This is a genomic window from Cellvibrio polysaccharolyticus (assembly GCF_015182315.1).
GTDB lineage: Bacteria > Pseudomonadota > Gammaproteobacteria > Pseudomonadales > Cellvibrionaceae > Cellvibrio > Cellvibrio polysaccharolyticus.
The window spans coordinates 404,181-431,068 of record NZ_PRDL01000001.1 but is presented as its reverse complement, the minus strand read 5'-3'; the positions used below and the strand labels follow the sequence as shown (position 1 = coordinate 431,068).

Sequence of the window (26,888 nt, the reverse complement as noted above, 5' to 3'; positions counted from 1 at the left end):
AACTCACCTCTTATAGTAATTATGTCAATTGGGGTATTCGGCAAAAGCAGGATGCAACAAGTGCCATTCGGTTTCAATGAAATTTTTTGGGTATCGCATCAGCAACAACAAAACAGCAACACGGATACTGGAAAGCGGCGCGTCACGCCACCGCTTGTATCCAACAAATGAAAAAGGATTTGCTATAGCATTGTGGAGGAAGGCCCGGCGATCAGGCACCAGCTTCGACGCCCGACGCTGCGGCCATATCCATCCAGAAAGCTTCCCAAATATGCCCGTCAGGATCAAGCAGGCTGCGACCATACATGAAGCCATGATCCTGAACCGGGTTGATATCAGCTGTGCCACCATTTTCAGATGCCGCTCTGATCAAGGCATCTACCGCTTCACGGCTGTCGAGTGCCAACGCCAGCATAACTTCGCTCGACGTTACCGGTGGAACGGGGCGCGCAGTAAAGGTGTGCCATTTGTCGTGGGTTAACAACATGACGTGGATAGCTTCGCTCCACACCATACAGGCGGCGGTTTCGTCAGTAAATTGCGGATTGTTTTCAAAACCCAGCGCGGTGTAGAAGGCAATAGCGGTGTTCAGATTAACCACCGGCAGGTTGATAAAAATCATTTTGGACATGGCAATAATCTCTCTGTAAATGACTGAAAAAGACAACACACAGTGCTCTCTACTATATAGTCGATGCCAGATACAGAGTTTCGACAGACACGAAAAATTTATTATCCGTTTGCCGTGTCAGAACTTATCGGCTACCCGATGCATAGTATATTCCACCTGCCCGGTATGCTCACACAGCTGCTCACTAGCAATAGTAAACCCTTGCAAAAGATAAAAATTAACACTCGGTTGGTTATCTTTATAAACCGATAAGGTGAGATTTTTGCTCAAAGTTTTGGCATGAGCCATCATGGCCTTTCCAAAGCCCTGCCCTTGTTGTTCAGGCCTTACAAAAATCGCCGCCAAATGTTCACCGGCCAACGCATAAAAACCCGCTACACGGGCATTACTTTCATGCACATAAACGATAGATGATGGCAGATAGATAGTCCGCATATCATCCAATTGCGACTCCCAAAATGAAGGGTTTACAAAATCATGCGCTTTGATGGATGCCGATAGCCAGATTTCCAGCACCGCGTCCATATCGTCCAACTTGAATTTTCTAATCACAAAGTAACCTGCTGTTCTCTGCCAGTGTTTATGAGGAGGTTTCGGTTCTCCAATAACCGTGCAAGGCGGTGATGTCAGCCGGGCACAGAAACGGCACGGTTTTTCAATTTGCCAATTCGTTCGACACCCCTGATGGATATCAGCGCTGACAATTCACTCTTTCATTATGAAGCAAGAAGCGAGTCCATTTTCTTCATCATTGCCAACCACGACTGGTGGATCTTATCTGCATAATCTTTCCACTGCGAGTCAATGGTATGCACAAGTCGCAACAATGATCCACGCCCCACCGGAACAAGATGGATATGAACTTCGTCATCTCCTTCATCGTCATCCGTGCCCCATGTAAAGGCAAGATGTTCAGGACGATCTATCACAAGATACTTTCCCGAATGCCCGATAGCGTGTCCATTCCGGATTTGTACAATACGGAATGACCCGCCAACGTTGGCATCAATACTAACCGGCTGCATCTCTCCCAGACCGGGGCCAAACCACTTTTCTACCCGTTGCGGGTTCAACCACGCGTCAAAAACCTTATCAGGTGAAGCAGTAAAAGTATGCTCCACCGCGATATCATAGTGACTACCGGGGTTACTCATAAACACTCCTTCACAGTGACGATCTGATCATATCAATATGGAGTATGCCATCTTCATCATAAGGATCGCTGACCGCTTCGAAGCCGAAAGAGCCATAGAACTCCTTCAAATAAACCTGAGCGCCAATTTTGATGCTATCCCTCGGAAACTGCGCCTCGGTAAATCTGACTGCCTCCGCCATCAGAGCGCGGCCAATTTTCAGACTTCTGAATTGTTTAACCGTCATTACCCGGCCGATTGATGGTTGCTGATATTTGACACCCGGTTCAACCACTCTCGCATAGGCTGCCAACTCGCCATCCATAAAAACCGAAAGATGCCATGAAGAAATATCCATACCATCAACCTCCTGATAAGGACATGCCTGCTCCACCACGAATACCGACTCCCGCAACCGAATAATTTCATAGAGTTCCAAAGCCGTGAGAGATTCAAAGCGGGCCCACTTGAATTGCAGATCCATACTATCGCCTGCCTTCGTTAACCCAATTAATTTATGCTTCGCTGCTACTTTCCTGAAGGAGAGCGAAACCGTGAACATACCCAGGCACCCAGTGTTAAAATACCGCAAATAAGCAGTGAGGCGTTCTGTTGTTCCGGCCGTATATTGCCATCCCACCAATAGGAAAAAGCGCCCAGCAGAATCATAGCGATACCAAGGCTTGCAAAAATTCGATGCAGAAGACTGGCAAACCAGCCCGGGGGTGCATAAAAAAGCACCAGCCAGGCCCCCACAACAACCAGCAAAGCAATAGCTTTCACAACAATTCCCCTCAAAAGCCCCTTGATTTAAACATACCACAGCCTATTTCACTGCAGGAGACCCGCGGTCTTAAGCAATTCAATGGTGCTGGTGAGCGTCAATGTATCCGTTGACTCATCGCAGAAAATAGTAAGCGCATCCTGCCCCTGTTGAGTGACGCGAAGGGTAGCTGCACCATTGATGTCCTCAGTAATAAGATAAGCATCGCTCTCGGATTTAAATGATAAAGAAGCCTCTTTCGACATGAGATTGAATGCAAAATAGCCTTTGGGATGAAGTAATTGCGAAGGATAAGTAAATACAGCGTCGGCAGAATAAAAATCTGACCGATACTGTAAATAACCTTTGGTCTCTGTAAGAACTGAAGATGCACAAACCGAATAGGTTTTATCATCGGCATGGCATGACCAAACCGTGGTTTCATTATTCTCACAAAGGGAGGGAGTTTCTGCATACGTAGGAAAAATCGAAAATATCAGGCAGATGTAAAATATAATTTTTAATTTCATAACATTGGCAACTCTGCAATTATTGGCATCTTGTGACGCACGGATAAAATTTATACCGAGCTATTGGTACAAATCCAAACTTGTTCCTTCCGTTCTACACACATTAACTATGGCTTCTCGTCTGGCCATGTCGCACAAACATCGGCCCTTGGGTACAAACCTCACCGCCACTATTTGAAATTTTTCTCATGACAGTTGAAAATTATAAATATATTCACTGATTATCCGGCACTATCTCTGATTTATTACCGCTCAAAAATACCAAATTCCCAGTAATTCGGGCCGCCCTTCCTCACAACCTTCCATCCATTCCGGATCAATGACTTGGCAATATAACGGTTTAACATGCCATGACCGATGAACAAAACACTCCCTTTTTCTTCTGCAATGGATTCCAGTAATAAGGCAGCTCGCTCTGCTCTTGACTTTGCCTCTTTAAACGATTCACTATTTTTCGAATAGCCTGAAAACCAAAGTATACGAAATACTACAGACCACCACTCGGGGAGCATTTTAAGACCAACAATGCTTCCCCACGGCATCTCCATCTCGCGGAGTTTATGATCGATAAAGGAAATTTTATCAATACCCAGCAAGCTCGCTGAATCTATGGAACGTTTCAAATCACTGCAAACTATAGAATTGCAAACCCTGGCGACGTCAACTGACGGCATGGTGGGCGCTGAGGTTGGACAAAGATCAGCAGCATTGTAAGAATCTATCCAACCTGAATCGCCCCGACTTTTTCGGAGGCGGTTTAATTTGAGTCATGCTACATGAGCCAACTCGGTTTGTTGATAAAAAAATTCCTCGAACTCCTTTGGCGGCACATAACCCAACGCACTGTGAAGCCGACGGTTATTAAACCATTCAACCCATACAAGTGTCGCCATCTCCACAGCATCAAGATTTTTCCACGGTGCGCTCTTATGGATAACCTCGGTTTTGTAGAGTCCATTAATCGTTTCAGCTAAGGCGTTATCGTAAGAATCGCCCACGCTCCCAACCGACGCATTAAATCCTGCCTCAGCAAGGCGTTCGGTGTAGCTGATGGATAAATATTGGCTGCCCCTGTCACTGTGATGAATCACGCCACGCGGTTTTCCTCTTGCCCACAATGCCTGCTCCAATGCATCCAGAATTAAATCCGCCTGCATTGTCGTCATCGCTCGCCAACCAACAATGCGACGTGAAAATACATCGATTACAAAGGCGACATAGACAAAGCCTGACCAGGTGGCGACGTAAGTAATGTCGGCAACCCAAAGTTGATTTGGCTTGTCCGCTTTAAAGTGACGGTTAACCAGATCTTGCGGGCAATGTGCCTTGTGATCGGGGATCGTTGTTTTACACTTTTTGCCACGACGCACACCTTCAATACCCAATTGACGCATGAGCCGCTCAACGGTACAACGAGCCACATCAAACCCCTCTCTACGCAGTTGTTTCCAGATTTTTCGCGCACCATAATTGCGATTACTCTCAGTCCAAACACGCTGTATTTCAACGACTAAACGCTCATCCTGCTGAATTCGCCGCGCCCGCAACTCGGGTGTTTTCTCCAATTGCTTGTGCCGATAATACGTTGATGGTGCAATCTGTAACTGCTGACAAATCGGCTCGACACCAAAAACACTTTTATGGGCATCAACAAAGTGGATTAGAGTTTCGGTTTGCGGTCGAGCTCCGCCTGGGCAAAAAAAGCCGAGGCTAAACGCAGGATTTCATTCGCACGTTTGAGTTCACGGTTCTCGCGCTCCAAGGCTTTAACTCGCTCGGATTCGGTAACGTTTGCAGTGTCGGGAGCGGCGCTATTGGATTCGATTCGGTTTATCCATGCACGGAGTGTTTCAGGTGTACAGCCAATCTTGCCGGCAACAGAAGTGATCGCCGCCCAGCGCGAGCTGTGATCTTGTTCGGTGGTGAGCACAAGCCTTACAGCTCGTTCACGCGTTTCAGGTGAATATCCGGGTCTCTTTTTCATAGGTTAATTCTCTCAAGAAAGTTAGCCTCCGACAAACCCGGAGCGATTCAACCTTTAAAATCTAATGATGACATAGGTTTTTGAGGCAGTAGAGAAGGCTTTCCATGTCTCATTAAAATTATTCGCATACAGCACCTCATCAACATGCCATTGTTATTTTTAATTCATTTCGTCCACGATCAAACGGTGATCCGGGTCAAATTTCTCGAATCCCTGGTGGCCAGTAGGCGAGCGGGACCAGCCAAGCGACTCGTAAAAGCTCGCTGACTTTTGCACATCCTGAACACCGAGCAATATCAGGTGCAAACGTTGTCTGGGAGATGCCAGCTCGACGCCCACAGAATCAAAAACCGTCCCTACTTTATTTTCCAGCATATATCATTTCCTTTGTTGTTAAGTTCCAGAGGCGCCAGATAGAAACCTGAAACGCGGATACCATGGAGATTGTCATCAAAGCCAATCTCTGACAACACCTAAATTTTGCCTTATCGCGGATTAATACTTAAAGACAGCATTGCCGAGAGTTGGCAGAGGGGGCGGCCAGACGCCTGTTGCAGAGTATTGAAAGTATTTTGCACAGTTTGTATATCTCGCTGGCTGGTAGGCGCGTTATCGATAATACTTGCTGCGATAAGGCGAGCCACCACATCCGTGGTTAACAGGAAAGTGTCCTTGCCAACCAGGCGTAAAAAACCGGGAGCCGAGCGACCACCCAGACGTGAGCCGCGCTTTGCCAGCAAGCGCCACAACCCGACGATATCGGAGACGGGCCAGTTAGCGATAAACTCACCAAAACTGCAACCATACTCCTGGCGGATATCCAGAATAAATTGTGCATTGCGCGGAATAGTCAACAGTTTGGTGCGATGGCGAATAATGCGGTCATTGCGCATATGGTTTTCAATGTGTTCAGGTGTTAACCAGATCATTTTTTCGGGTACAAAACCCCAGAAGACTTCCTCAAAAGCGGGCCACCGGGCATCAACTACCGAATGTTGCATGCCGGCCCGAAAAACCCGCTGACTCATGGCAGAGAGATAACGATCATCGCCTTTTTGCTTTAACTCTTTGGCAGTAAGGGCTTTCGGCAGGAAATTTTCCATAGACTCATCAGAGGCAAAGCGCTCGCGCACTGTGTCATAAAGCCAGTGGTAATCAATGGACATAGATTGGTATCACTTTTTTTGAATAGTGGATGGCTTATACAATTTAACCATAGCTGCGGCGTAAATTGGAAAGTCACAACCGAACCGGTTGGCCAATTATTGTAATGCGAGAACCAGCAACAACCCGACAAAGCCAGGCAGTGCTTGAATAAACAGAATTTTACGATTCGCCGTAATCGCTCCGTAGACCCCGGCAACCACCACACAAAGCAGGAAGAAAACTTTGAAATCGTAACCTTCAGCACCTTGAAGTAATCCCCAGAAAAGCCCCGCCGAAAGAAATCCATTGTAAAGGCCTTGATTGGCCGCCATCACTTTGGTGGCACGAGCTTGTTCCTGCGATTGACCAAAAGCGCGCAACCCGGCGGGTTTATCCCAAAGAAACATTTCCAGCACCAGAATCCAGGCGTGCAGTAGTGCGACCAATAACACAACGATGTCAGCAACAATTGTCATGAGCTTTTACTCTTCTATTAAAGGACACCATGTATACCACCAGGAGGGACTGGCACGATGGGAGGCTTGACAAGGCAAAGGCAGATATTCAGGTGCCGGCCTGGGAGCGATGGTAGGCAACCAGAGCATTGGCATGGCCGTGCCCGACTTTATGTTCAGTTTTAAGATAGGCAACCTGTTCCATATGTTTCTTATCGTGCAACTTATCAATAATAGTAAGCCAGTGTGCAATAGGCTTGCCGTAAGTTTTCTCAATCGACGGGAAATAGGATGCAGGTCCTTTAATTTTTTCGTTATCTGCCATAAACACCTCTGAGGAATAAGTTGGGAACTCAATATTTTAAAGTCGGCCGCTCTATAATCAGAATATTTTTTAGTCCGAGTGCCGAAAATGCAAAAAATGGGTCGGAGTCGCTATTCATTTATCGCGAGAAAAAAGCCATAACATGCCTGCCCGATAACTGTCAGTACTGTTTGCCGCATGAGTTCCGTTATTAATAGTAACGAAATTGAGTGCCCACGGCATCTCATCAGCCTCACCCCATGCCTCGTACCACTCCAGCGCTGCCTCCCTGAGGGGCGGATAATCGCGTGTTCCACTGGTAACAACCAACGCCAAATCGCTTCGTGAAGCAGACGGTGTTGATGAAAAGAGCAAATCGCGTCCGGGGTCAAAGGTCGGGTTACTTGCTATTCTGCCCCAAAAAAAATCCGGATTCGTAAAGGCCGAATACAGCACCATAAAACCACCCCGACTCTGACCAAAGAGAATTCGTTTGGCTGGATCAGCCCGATAACGTGTTTCAATTTCAGGGATCAATTCCAACTCAAGAAATTTGTGAAAAGCGGGAGCACCACCCTGCCCCGGTTTGGCATCCGGCGCAGGCGCAGTAAAGTCGAAACCGCGTTTATTAATCGAAGCGTCAAATGAACCATAAGAAATGCCAACCACAATCGCTTCGGCCAAGCCCTCATCGTAAGTTAGAAATAGATGATTCGCCGCAAGAATGGGAAAGAGGGAGTCACCGTCCAGTAGGTAAACGACCGGGTAAGACTTATTCTGTTCGGAATATCCGACGGGGAACCGGATGTAAATATGAAAAGGCCGACCAACTTCACTGGAATCAAATTTGAAATAATCACCATTTAAGGCTGGAAGGTGGTGCAGCGGAATATGCTCGCCAACACTGGCTTCACCGACAGGCGATATTTGCTGACAGGAGGTCAATAAAAAAATTAAGAGTCCTGTTTTTATAAAGAAAATAATATTATGGCTGCCCATATTAATCTCCAAAAAATCAGGGCGCTAACTGGTAGCACAAACATATGACGCCTGATGTAAAACGACTGGCAGATAGGTTACGCATCCGGTATTCGTGCCAAAGAAAGGGAGTCTGCGGGCCACGTTCTGAAAATAGTGGCTGCAATAAAATATGTACTTCATTGATCAATTTTTCTGCCGCCAGCGACTTCGCCAAGCCCGGACTACCGAACAACACCACGTTACCAGAGAACGCTCGCAGTGCGGAACGCAAAACCGTCAGCTCCATACCGGGAATTCTTTTCGTATTTTTCCAGGAAGGATCAAGCTCTCTATTTGAAACAACTATTTTCGGTATCTCGGAAAGAAGGGTTGCCAATTCAACTATATAACAAGGTAGATCGTTTCGATGCACTGCTGATGGCCAGAACTCGACAAACAAATCATAAGTGTTTCTGCCCAATAGCAAAGCCTCTGCTGAATGCAAAAGATCTATGGCATAACGATGGTGCTCTTCGTCTGCAATAACATCTTCATGAAAACAGGTTCCACCAAGGGTAGCGTTAAGCGAGTAAATAATTCGAGCCATAGTGTTTTATTCCGCAGAATTTTCTCCAGTATATTCCTCGTCACGAGCTCATTAATCAACTTGCCCGGATATATTACATTTTTCACCAGCAGGTTCTAAAAACTCTCTACTCGAATCTCGTAAACAGTGCTTTTATGAAATTTCTAAGCCTGATCATAAGAATTGCTTTTCTGCTCGGCCCAATTCAGAAGCATATCCAATGCCGGGCAAAGTGCCTGTCCCCACGCCGTCAGCCGGTATTCCACTTTAGGCGGTACTTCGGGATAGACTTTGCGGGTAACAATACCGTCAGCCTCAGTTGTCGTAACTGCTGCGCCAGCATCTTTTGCGAAATTTCGGGGATGCGCTTTTCAAAAATCCGAATAGCGTTGCACTTTGCCATCGAACAAATGGAACAGGATAAGCAACTTCCAGCGCCCGTCCAGCAATTTAATTGCATCAGTTATATCTGCCGTCGCAGTGGATGGCGTCTAGAGCTTTCTCATAGGTGGGTTACTTACTTTTTTGTGCGTTCTTGATTGCTGGAAAGTCTAAGAGGAAACTTCCTCTACAGCAACTTTCTTACGGGAAATCCTGATATGAGCCCTCGCCGCGATCTGACCACGCCCCAAGGATGTAATGCCACTGTAGAGGCTCCTCAGCGGCGTGGACATCATTATTCATGTAACATCCATTCAGCGTCAGCTTCCGTTACCGGAATCAAACTGATTCAGATAACTTTGCATGCGCTCTGGCCCGATTTCCCGCGTATGCATCTGATAGTGTCAGTAGAACGAAAAGCGCATGGCTATATAAAGCACCAAACAACGAAGGACAGGACATAAATACCTTGTTATAAATTTTTCACCACACCTTACAAAAAAAGTGCCAGCAGAAAACCTGTTGCTATCAATACCACACCAACCAACATGCAATATTTCGCCCGCATCGCTCGCTTAAGTGAGGCGCTACCGACGGTTCTTACCTGTTCGCTAGCCGACTTTTCATAACCATGGGCGAGAACCCAGGTAAAAAGGGGAATTATGCCAAACGAGTTGACGTAACCTGATAGAGATGGACGCATCACCGTTGCCCATTCAGCTTCGTCGTTCTTCTTCAGGAGGCGGTCCAGTTCAGGATTGCGCATCATCAATAACCCACAGATCAAGACGAAAAAACCTAAAACTAACACGACCATTTTATTCTTCCTCGCTATTTATAACGTCCGCAACACAGGCGAAGCGGAAATTTTTCCTATGCATGTGCTGGTTAGGCAGAGCAGCCATAAGAGTTGACTTATCGCCACGCACTGCCCTTTGCCAAAACATAGTGGTTGATTACATAGCCCCACGGAACAACCAAAGGTGTGAGAACAACCCCCATAACACACGCAAATGCCACATCACGCGTGTATTGGTCAAGCTCATGGTTTAAATACATTGGCAGGGCAAACACCAGAAGCCAAAATGACTTCCAGACAAGCTCCAGCAGAAGGATTGGCAGCATTTTGAGCGGGTATCTAATGCCCAATAACGCCATGAAGAAAAAACCTATGAGTATTGAGTTTATTACCGTGTGAGGATCTACGAGATCACCAGAGGTTGTGATGACGTGAGGAATAACTGAGGTACCCAGCCCAAATGCGATGAGAAGGTACATTGCTCTTAATAAATACAATCGAACTATCCCGACATTTTCCATATGTTTCACCTCGTGGCTAATTTTCTTATTCCCTAACGTTGGCTCAGTTGCAATTTATTTTCCAGGGCACACCAAAACGATCGACGACAATAGCGTAGCACGGAGACCAGAATGTTTTTTGTGGGGGAAAGAGAATTTCACCGTCAGCAGAAAGCTGACTGAAAGCGGATTGAACAGCGTCTTCTGTGCCCAACCCCAGTAACAAGTAAAACCCTTTTGGCTTTTGGTATTGCTCAGGCTTTATGTCAGCGCCAGCAAGTTCAACGCCTTGAATGGATATATTGGCATGAACAATTTTATGCTGCCAATCGGCAGAAGAGCTTTGTGATAAAGGTGAGTCTTTGACTTGAAGCATTGTACCAATTGCGCCCTGCAAACTCGCAGCATAGAACTCAAACGCTTCTTGGCATTGGCCATTAAAATCTATATGAAATGACAGGCTCATTTATTTTTATTCCTTTGATGAATAGGCTCTAATAACGCTTTAAGCAGCGGCGTTTTTTACTGCTTCCGATGCGCCAGGTTGTTAGCAACCTTTAGTGAATTTTCGAGATTAATTGACGAACCTCGTCAGAACTTAATGGCCTTACCAAACGAGCCACTTCGTTACCCTCGTGCAGGAGTATCAATGTCGGCCAAAGCTTTACCTTGAATGCACGCCCCAGAGGTTTTCCCTTTCCGTCATATACCTTAATATGACGGAGTTCTGAATGTTCAGCTACTACTTCTTTTATCGCAGAACTTGCCGCCTGACAGTACCCACACCAAGGCGCGCCAAACTCAAGTATAGCGTCACCGGCCAACTCGCTAACTTGTTCAAATGTAAAGGTTTCTTCGGCGTAATCAGCATTAAAACCAATATCATTGTCTTTCATCCTATTTACTCCCCGTCAAATGCCAAAAGAATTCCTATGAGAGCTAACATTGCGAACAGGTGCTTATGGTACTGATAGCTGCTTAAGCCAACTGGGCGCCAACCAACCAATAAAGGCGCCGATAGCTGTACAGCAAACGACTAAACCAAAGCCACAACCCATTGCCAAACCGACTATAAGCCCCGCAATTGCACCGGAACTCGCTTGAAGCAACCAAGCTCGCTTGAACTTTTTTGGCTCAAATTCCGGAGCGAACATTACACCGACAAACAGGCCACAGAATGCAGAAAATGCAAGCCGTTGCCAGTCTCCAAAGTAAAATAATAAGGAAAATATGCAAAACACTGCCATGAAAAGCAGTGCTGAAAGAATAATAATTTTTATATTAATTTACTACTCATAACATTGGTAACAATGATATTTTTTAAGTCGATGCTCTACTGAATTTCACATAGTAAATTTCAATTTTGGCAACATTCTTTTCTGGGCTTCGCTATATACTTCCCCAACCTTAATAGCCCCTTTCTTTAAATAAAAACCTTCAGCATCCGGGTCAGATATGATGTAGAGATTATGTATCGCCAATTTATTGCATTCTGAAAGAATCTGCGTAAACACCAGATTGCCATAACCTTTACCGATGGCATTTGGCAATAGCCAAAGATGATCAAGCTGGCCACTATCGCCTTTAACTATGGCGAAGAATCCAATCACTTCATTGTCTTTAAAAATTAATTTGACTGTATTGCGAGCAATATACTCTTCTTCAAACCTTAAATTGGATCTCCATTCCTCAAGTTGCTTTTGAGAATAACCCCAGTAACCCTTCGATTTGATTAACGTATCTCGAAGAAGCTCAGTATGTTTTGCTTCGGCATCTATAAAATTGAACATTTATTTATCTTCATGTGGAAGTGTCAATCGCACTTTTAGCCCACCACCTTCGCGGTTTGCAATGGCTATCTCTCCATGATGAGCTTCAATAATCTCCCGACAAAGGGATAAACCAATACCGCTACCTGATGGTTTGGTTGTATAAAAGGGCAGTAGAACATTTTCCATAACCCGAGGGGACATGCCGCTGCCTCGATCGACAACCTCAATTACACTATTAACTTTATTTTGATAAACCCGAAGCGATATTTGCTCCGATTCCGAGCCGGATTCTCTGGCATTTTTCAGCAAGTTCATCAACACCTGTTGTATTTGCACCGGATCAAAATATCCGGGCTCTGTCGGTAAATCACTCTCCACGACAAATTCGTAACTCAGCGCCAGTTTTTTCAGGAAATTGCTCCATTCAATAGGCCGTCTGATTGGCATGGGCAATTTGGCAATACTGGCGTAACCTTCGATAAATGCTTTCAGATGGTTGGCGCGTTCACCAATGGTTTCAAATACCACCGGCAGTTGTTCATACTTCTGCTTTTCAGTTAACAGTTGCCCGGAATGTGCCATTGACGAGATGGGGGCGAGAGAGTTATTTAATTCGTGGGTTATTGTGCGTATGACCCTTTTCCAAATAGCGGCTTCCTGCTTATGTAACTCCAGCGTCATATCCTTGATTAATATCAGGTCATGCCGCTGGGTGTTAAGCGTAAAGGTGCCTGACGATATGTGATACAGTTCCTCTCCGGATTTTTCCTGGATGCGAAATAGTCCGTCCTTTCGCTGATTGAGAATTTCTTTCAGTGCATCCGGTGCGTCTTTTATTGCTTCTGAAAAGAACAGTCCATTAATCGGCCGTCTGTGATTCAAGATGGTTTTTGCGTAATCATTTGAGTAAATAATACGCTGGCTTTCATCGGTAAGAATAACGCACATGGCTGAGTTATTGATAACCGTATCCAGAAGTAACTCTCGCTGATAAATGTATTGCCTTTCTGCACGCAGCTTTTCCGATAGTTGATTGTAAATAGCAATGATCTCGTCAAAATCATCGTTACTGGCATTGGTAATACTCACACTGAAATCATTATCCATCAGGTTTCGCATACCATTTTTTATTGCGACGATTTTAACTCCCATATTTTTCGTCAACAGCCTCATAAAAAATAGACTCAAGCCAAGAGCGCAAGGCAGGGCAATGAGTATCGCTACAAGAGTTTCCTCAAATAGTATCAGCGACACGTAGATAACCAACACAGCGAGCAAGACTGACAGCAGGACGGTAGTCGCCAACCGTCCTTCCAGAGAGAAATTCGTATGTAGTTTTTTAGTTGAGTTCAATATTGTATTTTTCCAGACGTCGGTAAAGTGCTTGCCGCGAAAACCCCAACTGCCGTGCGGCTTGGGCAACCACACCGTGATTTTGTCGCAAGATGCTTTCTATCATTTCCTTACTGGGTTCAGAAATCACAACAGATCGATGTTCACCAGCAGTTTCATTTACAGGTATGCCGAAGTCTTCCAGATTCAGCTTCCGTCCATCACCCAGAATTAATGCACGCTGACAAGCATTCTCCAATTCCCTGATATTTCCCGGCCAATGATAACTGCGCAGCGCGCGTATCACGGCATGATCCAATAACACCTGCTGGCCCAAAAAGTGATGGGCCAGTGGCAAAATATCCTCCTTGCGCTCTGCAAGGGCAGGAACCTTGAGTTCAAATACATTGAGCCGGTAGAACAAATCCTCGCGAAACTCTCCCCGCTCCATAGCGTGCTGGAGATTGGCGTTGGTTGCGCTGATAACCCGCACATAGCAGCGACGTGTTTGACTGGAGCCAAGCCGTTCAAATTCACCGGTCTGTAAAACACGCAACAGTTTTGCCTGTCCGCTGGCAGAGAGGTTGCCAAGTTCATCCAGAAAAAGCGTACCTCCATCGGCGGCTTCAAAACGGCCTATTCGCATTTTTGAGATGCCGGTATAGGCACCCGCTTCCGCACCGAATAGCTCCGCTTCAATTAATTCCCCAGGTAGCGCACCGACATTAACGCAAATAAACGGACCGCTTTTCACACGCGAGTTTGCCTGCAATATCCTGGCAATTTTTTCTTTTCCCGCACCGTTGGGGCCAGTAATTAATACCGGCACATCAGAGCGAGCTATTTTTACAGCCAGACTCACCAAAGCATGCATGGCAGTGCTTTGGTAAACCAGGCCACATAAATCAGCCGTTTCAGAGATCTGTAGTTTTTCGTTGTTAAGTGCTATTGCCTGTTTCCGTTGCTGTTGCTGCAAATCTTCAAGCTCCAGCAAGTTTTTAATCGTCGTTACCAGCTTAACGTCATCCCAGGGTTTTGCGAGATAGTCAGCGGCTCCGCTTTTAACAAGTGCTATCGCCGTTTCCAGTTGCGTCCATGCCGTAGTCAGGATGACCGGGATGTCGGGACGCACCTGCCTGATTTGATAGAACAGTACCTGCCCCTCCTGGCCGGAGGTGGTGTCCTCGGTAAAATTCATATCCTGTATTACCAGCGCAATGCGGTCATCGTTCTCAAGCCGCTTGACGCCTGCCTGTGGTGTCAACGCGATTTCAGCATCAATATCGTGCACACTCAGAAGCAATTGCAAGGCATTTGCGACGGCGGGGTTGTCATCAATGATAAGGACTTTTTGCGTAAGTCCGGTTTGTGTATTAAACATTGGCTACCGCTTCCACGGGAGAAATAAGTGACGCCCTTCTGACCGGCGAAAATGCCGCCGCCAGAGTAACAATGAGTATAAAGAGTGTTGTCACGGGTATGTAGTACCACGGCAGCAACGAGGCACCGTAGGTGCGCACCATATAGCTGCTATTGAGATAGACGAGAACCGTGCCCAGTAACGCGGCCACTATTACAAGCACCAGATTCTCCAGCATAAAATAGCGCATGATACCGGCTTTTGTAGAACCCAATGCGCGACGGATACCGATTTGTTTGCGGCGTTGATTTACCCAGAAAGTAGTGAGTCCAAAAATGCCGAGTGCATTAACCAGAATTAACATAGCTATCACTACCATGAGAATTTTTATCATCGCATAATCATCCGCGTAGGATTTTCCTTTGATTTTTTCCATGGTATTTTCATCAACCACCAGCCGGGTATTATCAAGTGCGCGCAATTTCTCGATCAGGGAATTCATAATGAAATACCGATCATCTTTCCCGGTTCGCACCAGATAGTTAATAGATCCTTCCTTGACAATAGTCGGTACAAAAATAGCATGATTAAACCTGTCAGAATCTGACCATGGACTTACCATTTGTTCAACAATACCCACGACAGTCAACGGCATGGCTCCCTTATACAAGGTTTTTCCCACAGCAGATTCATCCGGAAAAATTTCCTGTGCCAGATGCTGGCTTATGATAACCACGCTATTTTGCGGTGCATTGTCACGCTCAAAAAAGATAACTTCATCGTCATAAAAATTTCGCCCTTCAATCAAATTCAATCCCAGACTATTTAGCCCGTGTTTACTTATTTCGTAATTTGCCGCCTGATAAATAATGGCGCGCTCTGCAAGTTCTTTACGCATACCGGCGGATGACCCGGAACCGGAGAAAGGAAGACTGGATATGGGTGTAGCGTCGATAACGCCGGGTGTACTGCGAATAATTGTCATATCGCGTTCAATGACTGCCTGCAGGTCAATACCGGGAGAGCTTTGCCTCATCCATAAAGTGAATATTTCCTGCTCAGCGATACCGCTGGGCCTATCAATTTTTGCCATTCTCTCACTGACTACAAACATGGCGTTACTAATTGCCGCAATAGTGAGCGCAAGCTGGATAATGATAAGCAACGGCCCGGTTTTATTGCGCCACAGACTTTTGATGATCGGCGATAATTCCAACATACATCCATCCTGATATTTCTATTGGGTTTTCAAATATTTTGCAGGTGCCGAGTGACTGATTCGCCAGGCGGGTAAAAAGCCACTGAGCAAGGTAGCGGCTAATGCAAGAAGCACGGCTCCCATCACTGTCACACTATTTATAGTCGCTACATTTTCATAATGACCATACAAGCTGCGTATGCCAGCCAAACCGCCCCATGAAAAAATCAGCCCCAACAGCGCGCCGGCTGTTCCAACAACAAAAGCTTCTGTTAGGTGTTGGAAAAATATTGAATTTCGGCTGGCACCAAGCGCACGGCGGATACCGGCTTCAGGTGCTTTACGTAAAAACTTTGCCAGCATCAATACGGTACTATTGACCAGACAAACGATAAGAAACACAAAAGAGAGAATTAGCAGCTCCTTGTTATCATCCGAAACGACTTTATGAATATCCAACCACTGCTCAGGCGTGTTAAGCAGGTACTTTGCCGGCCTTTGAAAACGTCCATTCTGCTTTTGCTGGGAAATGTAATTTTCCAGAAACCGGGAAAACTGCTGGTGTGTCTCTGGCGAATCCAGACTTACCCATGCCTGTATCCAGATAACTTCACTTTGTAGAAATTCTGCGTAATTACTGGTCCTGAAGTTTGTCCAGTTATTCATATTCCCCCAATTCTGGTAGGACTTTTCATTGACAAGGAAAAATGGAAAGTAAACATCCGCAGCGGCTTCTGTGGGATTGTTGTTCAAGTCATAGACATTGGGTACCAACTGCCATTTTTCACTAACGACACCGACGACGGTAAAAACTTCACCATCCAGAAAAATCGTTTTACCCAAACTGTTTTCGTTACCAAAAAGCTTGTTGCTCAAGCCCTCACGGATAATTACCACCCGTTCGGGGCCGTTATCAGAATTTTTGCTCCAGGGACCGCCATAAACAAATTTCACGTCAAACATGGTAAAAAAGTCACGTGTTGTCATGCGTGAACTATAGGCCGCCGGCAATTCCGTTGATTCAGGGCGCTGAATAGTCACCCCGGCTTTGCGCATAATGACTACAGAGTCTGCTATCTCCGCATCATAAAGTGCCTTGGCATCCTGATAGGTCAATTGTGGCGGCACGCCATTGAGTGCAAAATATTCGCGGTCCGGGTCCCAGGAGTCCAGCTGCACCGCAAATATCTCATTATTTTTATGAGCCATCGGGTTACTGGATATCACTGTATACATCGTAAGAATGGTCAAATTTGCGGCAATGCCTGTGGCGATAGCGAGCACCATTAATAATGATAATGTCGGTGTTTTGCACAGACTTAGCCATGAAAGTCTTAAATAATATTTCCACATGGTCAGTCTCCGGCACTAGCTAATCGGCTGGGCAAGCTGATCTTCAGCTTTGCCTACATTGGCAGAAGATTCGTAAATTTTAAAATCGGTTACTTGCCCGTCTACAATTTGAATATTGCGATTGGCGCGCCGGGCAAGATCCGGATCGTGAGTGACCATAACGATGGTCATGCCACTTTTATTAATATCTTCCAGCATCTTCATCACCTGCTTTGCCATCAACGAATCCAGGTTTCCTGTAGGTTCATCCGCTAGTAAAAATTTAGGCTCACCAGCGAGTGCCCGCGCAATCGCCACACGCTGTTGTTGCCCGCCGGAAAGCTGTGCAGGAAGGTGACGCGAACGTGCACCCAGTCCAACCATTTCCAATGCGTCATTGATACGCCTTTTGCGCTCGGCACCGGAGAAACCACGATAGCGCAGCGGAACATCGACATTGTCGAAAATACTCAGGTCGGCAATAAGATTAAAGCCCTGAAAAATAAACCCGATTTTTTCATTGCGCAGTCTGGAGCGAACATTGTCGTTTAGCCGGCTCACATCGCTCCCATCAAGAAAGTACTGCCCTTCTTCAAAAGTTTCCAGCAACCCTGCGATATTCAAAAAGGTTGTTTTGCCCGAACCGGAAGGGCCGGTTACCGCAACAAATTCGCCCTGCTGAACTTCCAGATTAAAGTTGCGCAGGGCATGGGTTTCGATCATGTCTGTGCGATATATTTTTTTAAGGGATTGCATCTTGAGCATTGAATTGATCTCCGGCCCTAGTTGGTTATCAGTAATTGTTCATCCGTGCTTTTCACCGGTAATGCAGAAATAATAATGGTGTCGCCCTCCTGCAGCCCGTCCATAATCTCGATATGCCTGAGGCTGGAACTGCCCAGAGCGACCGGCACACGCAGAGCTTTATTTTCCCGCACGCGAAAAGCATAACCACGAAAATTGTCAAAAAATGATCCACGGTCCACCAGTAATGCATCGGGTTTATTTTCCAAAAGAATCCGTGCAGTCAAGCGTTGGCTTTGGCGCAAGTTAGCAGGCAGATCTTTTGCAAAACCTATACGCACATTCACGCCGCCACTGACCACTTCAGGTGAAATTGCAGTTAATACCCCGGCATAGGTGGTTCCACCCAGCGTAATCTCTGCTTCCATTAACGGGGCGATATCATCAGCGAAGCCCTCTGGCACAATTGCTTCTACTTCAAAAGCAGTCAGGTCAACAATGGTGATGAGTGGCTGGTTGGCAATGACGGCTTGACGATCCAGAACCTGCACATTCCCCACCATACCGGCAACCGGTGAGAGAATATTCAGCTCACCGACACGCCGCTGTAATGCATCGACCAGAAGCTGCTGACTTTTGAGTTGCAGCGTTAGGGATTCAATGTCGAACGAAAGGGATTCATTTGCCAGCTCGCCGTTTTGTTTCGCCTGCGCATATTCCAGTTGCGCACGCTCAAGATCATCCTGCGATTTTTCATATTCCAATCGGCTGATCAAATTGCGTTTGATGGATTCCTCGGCGCGCTTTTGTTCACGCACCATGGCTTTTTCGCTCACTTGAGCAATGGCAACAACTTGTTCAAGCTCCAACTTGCGCCGTTTGGATTCTATTATTTGGCGGCCCAGATCAGCTTGTAGTTTGGTAAGGTTGGCTGTTTCCCTTGCCAGTAATTCGTTCAGGTCGGGGCTATGAATATTCGCCAGCAGTTGGCCTTTGTCAACGGTATCTCCGGCTTTGACGGCGATGTCAATGTAACCCTGCTCAGGACTGAAAAGCGTAGGGCTATTTGCAGCCACCACGCGCCCCTGAGAAACCACTTCGCGCACCAGAGTATCGCGCTTTACTGTGGCGGTCCGAATGGATTCCTGTTTAACCACCAACCCGGATTGAGACACCTGTGCGATATAGATAAAAGCCAATACAGCGGCAACTGCCAATGCCATTGCAATAACGACGAGGGTGACGCCCTTTTTACGAGCCCTTGAACTGCCCATCACCAAATCCTGGGCAGAAGTGCCAGATATTTTCATATTCATGGTATTCGCTCGAATGCATTTACATTACGAGCTAATACAAAGGCCATACCAGGTGTGTTGGTGCCTTTTCAACTGTTTGAAAATAAAGAGGTTTTTAAATTTTTGATTGGATTTACAATTGAAGAAAGTGTCCGTTTCGTGTGTCCGGTATGTTCGCTTGACGATGCCGTACAAGATGACTGGTCATAACTACCATCGGACTGCTGTGAGGTCTTTACTTTTCCTGGGGAACCCCCAAAATTAACGCCCGATTAACCGGCAAAACCAAGCCAGCTTGTTGGTAGAGTGGTTTGCAACGGGGCATAAAATTTGCGGAGCAAGTGCCTGGCTGAAAATTATTCACGTTGAACGTCTGGTTATGCGTCTTCACGCTGCACACCAGGAAACCACTCTACGTGCTGATCACCTTGTCGCCCGAGATACAATACTCTTTGCCCCCGGAGAAATGCGAAATAGGATTGCACGCCAGCATTTAAAGCCCTTACGCAGAATTGATGAAACTTCTGGCCCTTTTGCTGGCTATCGGCAATGGCCGAGCGAAGCTCAATAACATCAAAATCAGCTGCAGATTTGGGCAGGTTTTCAAACGCCAACGGAGCGACTACAACCCCACCGCTGCGCTATAGAAGGAAAACGAGAGAGATGCATAGTCTACATGGTAGTACTCAACACCGTGATTGATTAAGTTACCAACTATTTCTGGAAAAGGCATCGAGCCTGAGAGGGTAGCCTCTACCAACTTTCTTATTTCATCGGCGTTCATAAATTTTCTCCTTCGAATATTTCGCAGAATTCTCTGAGACGCATAACGCCTGAATTAAGCCGTGTCGCGAAGCGGCGTCGGCTTGATGAATTGTTAGACGGCACTGCCCCACCAAACGGCCAATGCAAGGCCACCGAATAGGCAGATCTCTGCAATGCGCTGAATGAGGCCACCGATCGAATTTGAAGGAAGAACGGATAGTGCGATGGCGGTGCCAAGCACAACGAACCCGGCGGCCTTGAAGGGCTGGCCGAAACTCTCAGCAAGCTTCACTAGAGCGAATCCGCCGCCAACGTACTCAACAGCCCCGGCAAGATTATGGAGAACCTGGCGAACAGTACCGAACAAAGGAGAGCCCGGGTCGCAGGGAAACGCGGCCGCACCGATGTAGCCAATAGCGATATAGAGCGCAAGAGCAGCTGCCGCAGGCGAGTCAGTGCGAACCAAGTAGGCAACGAGCAGCAGGACCAAGCCGATAGGCAGAAAGAGACCAAACGCAACAAAGTGCTTATTGGGTGCTCCGACTTCGCCGATCTCGCTAATGGAGTGCGCGATGTGACTGTAGCCAGGCTTGCGTGGCGCGAGTGCAATGAGGCTAGCCAAAAGGTACATGGCAGCGACAACTGTTATTACAGTTGTGAGCATTCCTTTCTCCACGGTTTAACGCCCGCGTAATAGGTGCGAGCTTGCGAGCGCCCTAATTGACTGGCTTGTTAAAATGCTTTTTTCTCTTGTGGAATTACTGAATAACACCTGGCCGGCAAAGAAATTCCGTTCAAACTGATCTTGTTTTTAAGTGTGCCCTCATAGGTTGCACCAATTTTTTCAGCAACTCGAATGCTAGCAACATTACTCTCCAACACGACAATTTCAATACGACTGAAATTCAAATTTTTAAATGCGTATTCGATAACTAATTTTGCTGCCGATGAACATACTCCTTTGTTCAAGCAGCTTCCCCTGACCCAGTAACCAAGATTACCAATTTTATGAGCCTTGATAATATTATTTATCGCAATTGAACCTACAACTTCCTGGGAATCCGATTCAACAATAACAAAACGATATTCGTTACCGACTTCCCACTCCTCTATTGAGCTCCTAACCCACTGTTCGGCTTCGGAAAGGCTATAACGCTCATTGCACCAAGGCAACCAACCAGAGGCGTGCTTGGCAGCCTCTAAAACTGCTTGATGAAATGATGCGACATCACAGTTTTTAAATTTTCTGATTTCTATATTCATGATTTTTAACGTTGTACACATGAGTGCGAGTTTACGAGCGTCCCGCCGACGCTAGCGGCAGGGAACCTAACCCGCTTTTGCACACACCGGGTTGTTAGCAACTGATTCTACTCTCAAATTCATGAGGCGATAAGTATCCGATGGAAGAGTGGGATCGTTCATAATTATAGTAGCGCATATATTCCGTAATAATTCCCCGAAGCTGTTCAACACTTTCCAAAACGACACGTTTGATTCTTTCCGTTTTAAATTGCTGAAAGAATGACTCCATAAATGCATTATCATTCATTGACTTGGCCCGATTCATACTCTGGCTGATACCATAGTGCCCAAGCTTCTTGCGGTAGTCATTCGCCATATACTCCACACCTCTGTCCGAATGAAATATTAATTCTTCATGATGACCTCGATTCCTGACTGCTCTCTGCAATGCGGAAACAGTCAACTGTGCATCTCTTCTTTCGCTCAACGACCAGGATATTATCCTGCGGCTGAACCGATCCATAATCACCGACAGATATTGCCAGCTTCCATCCTGCATCTTTAAGTAAGTGACATCTCCCACCCACAGCTGGTTAGGCGCCCTTAATTCGATATCCGCAATTCTGCACGGCACTCGATTAACGTGTTTATACAAACCTGGTCGAGAGATGTAGATCCTGGCTTTCGTGGCCGTTAATCCATGCTCACGCATGATCCGCGCTACACGTTTTTGGCCCACCCCAATCCCGATCTTCCGCAATTCCTGCATTATTTTAGGGCTACCGTAGCAGCCATTATGTCTCTTGAAAATCATGCTGATCATTTCAAAAAGCTCGGAATCTTCTGTACGTCTTGCCGAAATACCTCGCCGGTGCCAGGAGTTATATCCATCTCGTGTAACGCTGTAAACTCGACACATCAGCGCGATCGAGTGCTTCTCGCGGTTTTGTTCTATGAACTCGAAGACTTCCCCTTTTGTTGCAAAGAGAACTGGATGGCTGGACTTCCCAGCCTTTCATAGACAAATCCAAAGCTCATTTTGAGGCGCGTTCAAACGCCTCCGGACTGACGCCACCGAGATGACTATGGCGACGCGTTTGATTGTAGAACATCTCGATATAATCAAACACGTCTGCCCGCGCCATTTCACGGGTTTTATAAATCCTTTTCTTGATGCGTTCCTTTTTCAGGCTGCTAAAAAATGATTCGGCAACGGCATTATCCCAACAATTTCCACGCCGACTCATACTGGGCTCAAGATTGTGGTGCTTGCAAAAGCGCAACCACTCATCACTGCCATACTGTGAGCCTTGGTCAGAGTGTATCAACACCCGTTGTTTAGGACGGCGGCGCCAAACAGCCATCAGCAACGCATCCAGCACAATCTCTTTGGCCAACGAAGGCTTCATTGACCAGCCCACCACCTTGCGTGAAAACAGATCCACTACAACCGCCAAATACAACCAGCCTTGCCAGGTTCTGATATAGGTAATATCCGTCACCCAATAATGATCCGGCTGTTCGACTGTAAATTCCCGGTTGAGCTGATTTGAACTGACCAATGATGGACGCCCAACAATTTTCCCGGGAGCCTTATAGCCGCGAATAGCCTTGATTTGATGGGTTTTCATGATTCTCGCCACGCGGTGCTTACTACAACGCTCACCGATTTCACGTAAATCGAGACAAATGCGTGGTGAGCCATAAATACCGTGACTTGCGTTATAGGAGTCACGAATCAACACCAGTAATCGAGCATCCTCCAGGGATCGATGGGATGAGGATTTATGGAGCCATTGATAAAAACCACTGCGTGCTACTCCAAACAACCGACACATCAGTTGAATGCTAAAGCAGTGCTGATGATCGTTGATATATTGGTACTTCACTCGGGCTGGCTGGCAAAGTACCGCGCGGCCTTTTTTAATATATCGCGCTCTTCTTCCGTACGTTGCAATTGTGATTTGAGTTTAAGAATTTCACGTTTTGCCTCCAGTAACTCCCGCTCCTGAACATCCGATTTATCGGGTGCTGCCGCGTTGACCCATTTGTAAAGGCTGTGTGTAGAAACGCCAAGGCGCTGGGCCACCTCGGCAATGGAATATCCACGTTCGGTGACCTGCTTAACTGCTTCGTCTTTAAATTCCGGGGTATACCGTTGATTACTCATATGACTTCCTCCTATGCTCGTTGTGTAGCTTAGGCGTGTCCACTAGAGTCTGGGAAGTCCATTGTGTAGCTTAGGCGTGTCCACTAGAGTCTGGGAAGTCCATTGCTCCTCCTTAAGGAGGTTGTGATCTCGTTCAAGCTGGCGCAAGCGCTTTAGCTCGGACTTCATCTCCGGATCGATTTGAATGTTTTTCTTCTTTGCCATGATCTGACCTCGTCGCATCTCCATTCGCCAACGATATAGCATGACTTCGTGAATATCGAGCGCTTCGGCAACGTGGGTTGCTTTCACTCCCGAAATCTCCGTTAGTGCAACGGCTGTCGCTTTAAAGTCGTCATCATAAAAATTATAGTGTTTTCTTCTGGCCATCTGGAACCTCCACATTGATTAGGTGAAGGTGTGTGCAAAAGCGGGTTAAGTTCCCAGCGTAATGGTGTGGATTGTTAGGCATTTCTAATGTCACGCCAAGGAGTTAATTTGTGCTTTTAAACACTGTATTTGTAATATGAAGCCATACCTACGCCAAAAAAAGTACCAGCAAAGAGGGTAGCTAAGGAAATTAATGCGATCGGCATACCTTGCTCTTTCCAAACCAAAAAATACATCAATAGCCCCCACACCAAGCCAAAGTAGATTCCAGTTGAAAGCGCATTGGTTAGAAAGGAATTGTAATGGGGAGGCGGAACCTTAAAACCAAGCTTATGGATTAATTTTACAAACGGTGGGTTGTAATTCGATTTCCAAATCTTAGCGATTTCAAGTTCTTTAGTTGCAAAGCTAAATTTTTCTTCGAAAGTCATGATCTATTCCTTAATGTATGACGGTTTTTATTGGATTTTTCCTAACGATGCGCACACGGGCGCGAGTTTACGAGCGTCCCACCGCCAAAGGCGGTGTAGTGACGTACCTTGTTAGAGGATAGAACCATGTGCTTGACGCAACCAGATATATTTGTCTTTCCAGAATGCGATGTAAAAGAGTACAAGGAATGGGTTTGCATTGGGCCCGCACTCCAAGTGAACAGTTTCTCCAGGCGAAATCAAAACTTTAACTTCTGGGGAGTGACACCAATCAATTTTCAGGCACACAGTGTGAGCTCCAGGCTCGACCTGAATTATAGCTTTAGTATCGTTTCCAATCCGGCCAACCTCGTTTCCATCAACAAAAATGGTGTAGTCACGCACCCGGTCTTGCCATAGTGCTTTAGTTCTGCGAACAACAAGTCGCGACATTTTTGAAAAGCCCTCTGCGCTGAGTTCAGCCGCAGTTTGTAAGTTGATTTTTTGTGGATTATTTTTGCGTAGCAAAACCACAAAAAAGCGGCTTACAAACTGTCGAGCGCACGAAGTGCGCGGTGCTGGAACGATTTGTTATAAATTTGCATTTAAAGTATTACTGAATTAGCAATAAACCTAAACCAAGAATTACGATAATTGCCACAATGGCACCCTTTAAAAGGAGTGTGTGTTTTTTCTCTTTTTGGAAGTTAGCTTCATTTTTTTCTGGTAGAAACCAAACCTTCGAAGTAGCAACTTGAACCAAATGGCTAATTGTTACAGGATAATAACCAAATTCCGGATTTTCAGACCACCCAACTTCAGGGGAAAAGTGTAGCGAAAAATTAAATGTAGAAAAGTCTATTTCAAACTTACTTTGCATTTCTTCAAGAAGCTCAGCAACGTCGTCACCAGATAACTTTAGGTTTTGCTCAATATATAGCTCATTCGAAAGAGCTTCAGGCTTTTCCAAGGTGTGATGAGATATGACTTCGTAAACTTCTTTAGTGATTTCCATTTTCTTTATAACGTTCCGCACATGGGCGCGAGTTTACGAGCGTCCCGCAGACGCTTGCGCCGGCGTAATGCTGCGGCTTGTTAAGTGCCTTCACGCTCACCAGATGTTTCCCAAAGCTACTGCTTACAATAATGTTAAGTCCGGCCTGAGCCTAGTGCACTGGATTTGAAGCTTTCTTGCGACCGAATATACCGAACCAGAAAAGAACTTCAAGAATGAACCCTAGAAGAAGGAATACGAGCCCACCAGCCGGAATGCCGAAGACATAACAAGCTATTGCGGCGAGCAGAAAAAATACAGCGAGCAAAACTCTTGGAAGTATTTTCAATTCGATCTCCTTAGTTTGGCTTTATGGCCACTTAACGCCTGAGTTAAGCCGCGCCGCGAAGCGGCGTCGGCTTGAATGAATTGTTAGGCACTGGTTCCATCAGCATGTAGCCAATCGGTTGCATCATGCGCAGCGCGAAAGAACCGCACTTGTGGGTGAGTAGAGAGCTCTGAGGCTAGCTCCGAGAATCGCTGCCCGTATGCGCTTGGATTGTGGCATACAAAAGCGGTCTTGACTCCGTAGTTGACGAGCTTCTGTAGAAGCTCACCAGCAACTCCGCTTTCAAGACGAAAAAAATCATGCCCAACGTCATTTTCGGTAAGAAGCAGTCCATCAGCTCCCCAGCACAAGCTAATCGCATCTTCGACCTGAGTTCTGTCGTGGATGATCAAACCGTGTTCTGAAGCGATTGTGATGTTCATCATGAGTGCCCGAAGAAATGATTCCAGTGCCTAACGCCGAGCACTGCGGCGCGCTTTAGCGCGTCCGGCGCACGAAGTGCGCGCACAGATGCGACTTGTTATTGCAGCCATGGCCGTGATGAAGTTTGAAGAGAAACTGCACCTTACCTTGGCACCAAAAAAGCTTAGTTTGGCACATTGCCAAAACTGAGCGATAGTAAAACGAAACTGCTACAAAAACAGGTTAAACACAAAACTCAAAAACGGCACCGAACGAAAGCAGCGGCCAGCCCGACGATATGAACTTTCCGACCGCGACAGGAAGTGGCACAAATTTTCAGAGCGCAACGTATACGAACTAAGCGAAAATAACGCCTAAGCACAGCGGCAACGGCGAAGCTGTTGTCCAGCGCCGTAGGCGCGGGCTGCTGCGCCGTGTTATGGCGGGCGACACGCCTAACCTGCTACGCACTCTCTGCGAAGCGTCAGCGAAACCACTGCCCAGATAAAACGGAAAAAGCGAATAAGCCTTCCGTCACCTTAAACTTTCTTACGGCCACAAAAAACGACTCTACCCAACCTGTAACCAAGCGCCAAACTTCAATACTGTTAAGCTCGATATTGGCACAAATCCAGCCGATAAAACCAACACTCAATTAAAAGCAAAAGGCCGAGCCCTATAACGCCGCCAGCACGCGCGGTTTTGTAGTGAAGGCGGAGCCGCAACGAAAAAACCGTCGCCGTGCCTGGCCTTGTTAAGTGTGGTGGGACGCGGGGGAATTGAACCCCCAGGCGCCTCCTAGGTAAGAATTGCAGGGCATTTTCAGCATGTGACTCGCTCGAAGTAGAATCTGCAACCAGCCGTCCCAGTAACGCCACGATCCCACCTTTCACGCTCTTCATAATATTGCTATTACTATTGCTCATTTTCATATCCTCCTTTTGCTCCGCAACTACAATTGGGGCAGCCGACAGGTCTA

The 26,888-nt window shown here is 46.4% G+C and carries 32 protein-coding genes, 1 tRNA gene, 2 pseudogenes and 1 other annotated feature; all 35 genes and pseudogenes read right to left on the bottom strand.

Translation table 11 applies throughout. The features are described 5' to 3' along the window. Nucleotides 1-211: 211 nt before the first annotated feature. The 35 genes and pseudogenes from C4F51_RS02050 to C4F51_RS01875 all read right to left on the bottom strand — a co-directional run bounded on the left by C4F51_RS02050 (nt 212) and on the right by C4F51_RS01875 (nt 26,776). Nucleotides 212-631 (bottom strand): VOC family protein, encoded by a 420-nt coding sequence (locus C4F51_RS02050; protein ID WP_193906719.1) that lies wholly within the window; start codon nt 629-631, stop codon nt 212-214. A gap of 117 nt (nt 632-748) precedes the next feature. Then, nucleotides 749-1,156, bottom strand: coding sequence for a GNAT family N-acetyltransferase (locus C4F51_RS02045; protein WP_202987591.1), 408 nt, complete (start codon nt 1,154-1,156; stop codon nt 749-751). A 191-nt stretch (nt 1,157-1,347) separates the two neighbouring features. Beyond that, nucleotides 1,348-1,785 carry an SRPBCC family protein gene (locus tag C4F51_RS02040; protein ID WP_193906715.1) on the bottom strand — a complete coding sequence of 146 codons (438 nt, stop codon included), beginning with the start codon at nt 1,783-1,785 and terminating at the stop codon, nt 1,348-1,350. Nucleotides 1,786-1,795: 10 nt separating this feature from the next. Beyond that, nucleotides 1,796-2,326 carry a GNAT family N-acetyltransferase gene (locus tag C4F51_RS02035; RefSeq protein WP_235992256.1) on the bottom strand — a complete coding sequence of 177 codons (531 nt, stop codon included), beginning with the start codon at nt 2,324-2,326 and terminating at the stop codon, nt 1,796-1,798. Continuing rightward, nucleotides 2,293-2,547, bottom strand: coding sequence for a hypothetical protein (locus tag C4F51_RS02030; RefSeq protein WP_193906713.1), 255 nt, complete (start codon nt 2,545-2,547; stop codon nt 2,293-2,295). The genes C4F51_RS02035 and C4F51_RS02030 overlap by 34 nt, the downstream gene beginning before the upstream one ends. A gap of 48 nt (nt 2,548-2,595) precedes the next feature. Beyond that, entirely contained in the window at nt 2,596-3,057 is a 462-nt protein-coding gene (locus tag C4F51_RS02025) for a hypothetical protein (RefSeq protein WP_193906711.1), read from the bottom strand. A gap of 245 nt (nt 3,058-3,302) precedes the next feature. Next, a complete protein-coding gene (locus C4F51_RS02020) occupies nt 3,303-3,731 on the bottom strand; it encodes a histidine phosphatase family protein (protein WP_268905012.1) in 429 nt (142 codons plus the stop codon). A gap of 93 nt (nt 3,732-3,824) precedes the next feature. Next, nucleotides 3,825-5,041, bottom strand: a protein-coding gene (locus tag C4F51_RS02015; RefSeq protein ID WP_193906707.1) for an IS3 family transposase whose coding sequence is annotated in 2 segments (ribosomal slippage) — nt 3,825-4,762 and nt 4,762-5,041 — 1,218 coding nt in all. Because the reading frame shifts where the segments join, the coding sequence is not laid out codon by codon here. Then, nucleotides 4,647-4,763: a sequence feature (AL1L pseudoknot), on the bottom strand. It overlaps the preceding gene by 117 nt. A 159-nt stretch (nt 5,042-5,200) precedes the next feature. After that, complete coding sequence (locus C4F51_RS02010) at nt 5,201-5,416, bottom strand: VOC family protein (protein ID WP_193906705.1); 216 nt, start codon at nt 5,414-5,416, stop codon at nt 5,201-5,203. Between the two features lie 110 nt (nt 5,417-5,526). Beyond that, entirely contained in the window at nt 5,527-6,207 is a 681-nt protein-coding gene (locus C4F51_RS02005; RefSeq protein ID WP_193906703.1) for a DNA-3-methyladenine glycosylase I, read from the bottom strand. A gap of 96 nt (nt 6,208-6,303) precedes the next feature. Next, a complete protein-coding gene (locus C4F51_RS02000) occupies nt 6,304-6,663 on the bottom strand; it encodes a DUF1304 domain-containing protein (RefSeq protein WP_193906702.1) in 360 nt (119 codons plus the stop codon). 88 nt (nt 6,664-6,751) lie between these two features. Beyond that, complete coding sequence (locus C4F51_RS01995; RefSeq protein WP_193906701.1) at nt 6,752-6,967, bottom strand: DUF4287 domain-containing protein; 216 nt, start codon at nt 6,965-6,967, stop codon at nt 6,752-6,754. A gap of 114 nt (nt 6,968-7,081) precedes the next feature. Beyond that, nucleotides 7,082-7,945: an alpha/beta hydrolase gene (locus C4F51_RS01990; RefSeq protein ID WP_193906700.1), complete on the bottom strand. Its 864-nt coding sequence runs from the start codon at nt 7,943-7,945 to the stop codon at nt 7,082-7,084. Nucleotides 7,946-7,961: 16 nt separating this feature from the next. Beyond that, the gene (locus tag C4F51_RS01985; protein WP_193906699.1) at nt 7,962-8,513 is read right to left on the bottom strand and encodes a dihydrofolate reductase family protein; all 552 of its coding nucleotides are present in this window, start codon (nt 8,511-8,513) and stop codon (nt 7,962-7,964) included. 143 nt (nt 8,514-8,656) lie between these two features. Next, nucleotides 8,657-8,895 (bottom strand): annotated as a pseudogene (locus C4F51_RS18420) (winged helix-turn-helix transcriptional regulator). A 471-nt stretch (nt 8,896-9,366) separates the two neighbouring features. Continuing rightward, the gene (locus C4F51_RS01975; RefSeq protein WP_193906698.1) at nt 9,367-9,690 is read right to left on the bottom strand and encodes a hypothetical protein; all 324 of its coding nucleotides are present in this window, start codon (nt 9,688-9,690) and stop codon (nt 9,367-9,369) included. A gap of 98 nt (nt 9,691-9,788) precedes the next feature. Continuing rightward, entirely contained in the window at nt 9,789-10,193 is a 405-nt protein-coding gene (locus C4F51_RS01970) for a hypothetical protein (protein ID WP_193906697.1), read from the bottom strand. Between the two features lie 43 nt (nt 10,194-10,236). After that, nucleotides 10,237-10,638 (bottom strand): VOC family protein, encoded by a 402-nt coding sequence (locus tag C4F51_RS01965; protein WP_193906695.1) that lies wholly within the window; start codon nt 10,636-10,638, stop codon nt 10,237-10,239. 91 nt (nt 10,639-10,729) lie between these two features. Further along, nucleotides 10,730-11,068 carry a thioredoxin family protein gene (locus C4F51_RS01960; protein ID WP_193906693.1) on the bottom strand — a complete coding sequence of 113 codons (339 nt, stop codon included), beginning with the start codon at nt 11,066-11,068 and terminating at the stop codon, nt 10,730-10,732. A 447-nt stretch (nt 11,069-11,515) separates the two neighbouring features. After that, nucleotides 11,516-11,962 (bottom strand): GNAT family N-acetyltransferase, encoded by a 447-nt coding sequence (locus tag C4F51_RS01955; protein ID WP_193906691.1) that lies wholly within the window; start codon nt 11,960-11,962, stop codon nt 11,516-11,518. After that, complete coding sequence (locus C4F51_RS01950) at nt 11,963-13,249, bottom strand: sensor histidine kinase (RefSeq protein ID WP_193906689.1); 1,287 nt, start codon at nt 13,247-13,249, stop codon at nt 11,963-11,965. A gap of 34 nt (nt 13,250-13,283) precedes the next feature. Further along, nucleotides 13,284-14,657, bottom strand: a complete 1,374-nt coding sequence (locus tag C4F51_RS01945) for a sigma-54-dependent transcriptional regulator (RefSeq protein ID WP_193906687.1) — start codon at nt 14,655-14,657, stop codon at nt 13,284-13,286. Then, complete coding sequence (locus C4F51_RS01940) at nt 14,650-15,855, bottom strand: ABC transporter permease (protein WP_193906685.1); 1,206 nt, start codon at nt 15,853-15,855, stop codon at nt 14,650-14,652. Before C4F51_RS01940 ends, C4F51_RS01945 begins: the two co-directional genes overlap by 8 nt. 18 nt (nt 15,856-15,873) lie before the next feature. Next, nucleotides 15,874-17,187 (bottom strand): ABC transporter permease, encoded by a 1,314-nt coding sequence (locus tag C4F51_RS01935; protein WP_193906683.1) that lies wholly within the window; start codon nt 17,185-17,187, stop codon nt 15,874-15,876. A gap of 15 nt (nt 17,188-17,202) precedes the next feature. Next, nucleotides 17,203-17,931: an ABC transporter ATP-binding protein gene (locus tag C4F51_RS01930; protein WP_193906681.1), complete on the bottom strand. Its 729-nt coding sequence runs from the start codon at nt 17,929-17,931 to the stop codon at nt 17,203-17,205. Between the two features lie 17 nt (nt 17,932-17,948). Next, nucleotides 17,949-19,226 (bottom strand): efflux RND transporter periplasmic adaptor subunit, encoded by a 1,278-nt coding sequence (locus tag C4F51_RS01925; protein WP_193906679.1) that lies wholly within the window; start codon nt 19,224-19,226, stop codon nt 17,949-17,951. 856 nt (nt 19,227-20,082) lie between these two features. Next, entirely contained in the window at nt 20,083-20,634 is a 552-nt protein-coding gene (locus C4F51_RS01920) for a DUF998 domain-containing protein (RefSeq protein ID WP_193906677.1), read from the bottom strand. A 68-nt stretch (nt 20,635-20,702) separates the two neighbouring features. Then, nucleotides 20,703-21,233, bottom strand: a complete 531-nt coding sequence (locus C4F51_RS01915; protein WP_193906675.1) for a GNAT family N-acetyltransferase — start codon at nt 21,231-21,233, stop codon at nt 20,703-20,705. Between the two features lie 94 nt (nt 21,234-21,327). After that, nucleotides 21,328-22,179: pseudogene (locus tag C4F51_RS01910) on the bottom strand (IS3 family transposase); the annotation flags it as partial. A gap of 70 nt (nt 22,180-22,249) precedes the next feature. Further along, a protein-coding gene (locus tag C4F51_RS01905) for an IS3 family transposase (RefSeq protein ID WP_202987589.1) occupies nt 22,250-23,385 on the bottom strand; the annotation gives its coding sequence in 2 pieces (ribosomal slippage) (nt 22,250-23,142 and nt 23,142-23,385; 1,137 coding nt in all). 42 nt (nt 23,386-23,427) lie between these two features. Beyond that, the gene (locus C4F51_RS18065; protein WP_235992254.1) at nt 23,428-23,754 is read right to left on the bottom strand and encodes a transposase; all 327 of its coding nucleotides are present in this window, start codon (nt 23,752-23,754) and stop codon (nt 23,428-23,430) included. A 116-nt stretch (nt 23,755-23,870) separates the two neighbouring features. Beyond that, nucleotides 23,871-24,185: a DUF6404 family protein gene (locus C4F51_RS01890; RefSeq protein ID WP_193906669.1), complete on the bottom strand. Its 315-nt coding sequence runs from the start codon at nt 24,183-24,185 to the stop codon at nt 23,871-23,873. 592 nt (nt 24,186-24,777) lie between these two features. Next, nucleotides 24,778-25,179, bottom strand: a complete 402-nt coding sequence (locus C4F51_RS01885) for a DUF1493 family protein (RefSeq protein WP_193906667.1) — start codon at nt 25,177-25,179, stop codon at nt 24,778-24,780. 411 nt (nt 25,180-25,590) lie between these two features. Then, nucleotides 25,591-25,929, bottom strand: coding sequence for a DUF4180 domain-containing protein (locus C4F51_RS18380; RefSeq protein WP_407926930.1), 339 nt, complete (start codon nt 25,927-25,929; stop codon nt 25,591-25,593). Nucleotides 25,930-26,670: 741 nt separating this feature from the next. Then, a tRNA-OTHER gene (locus tag C4F51_RS01875) sits at nt 26,671-26,776 on the bottom strand. Nucleotides 26,777-26,888 lie beyond the last annotated feature (112 nt).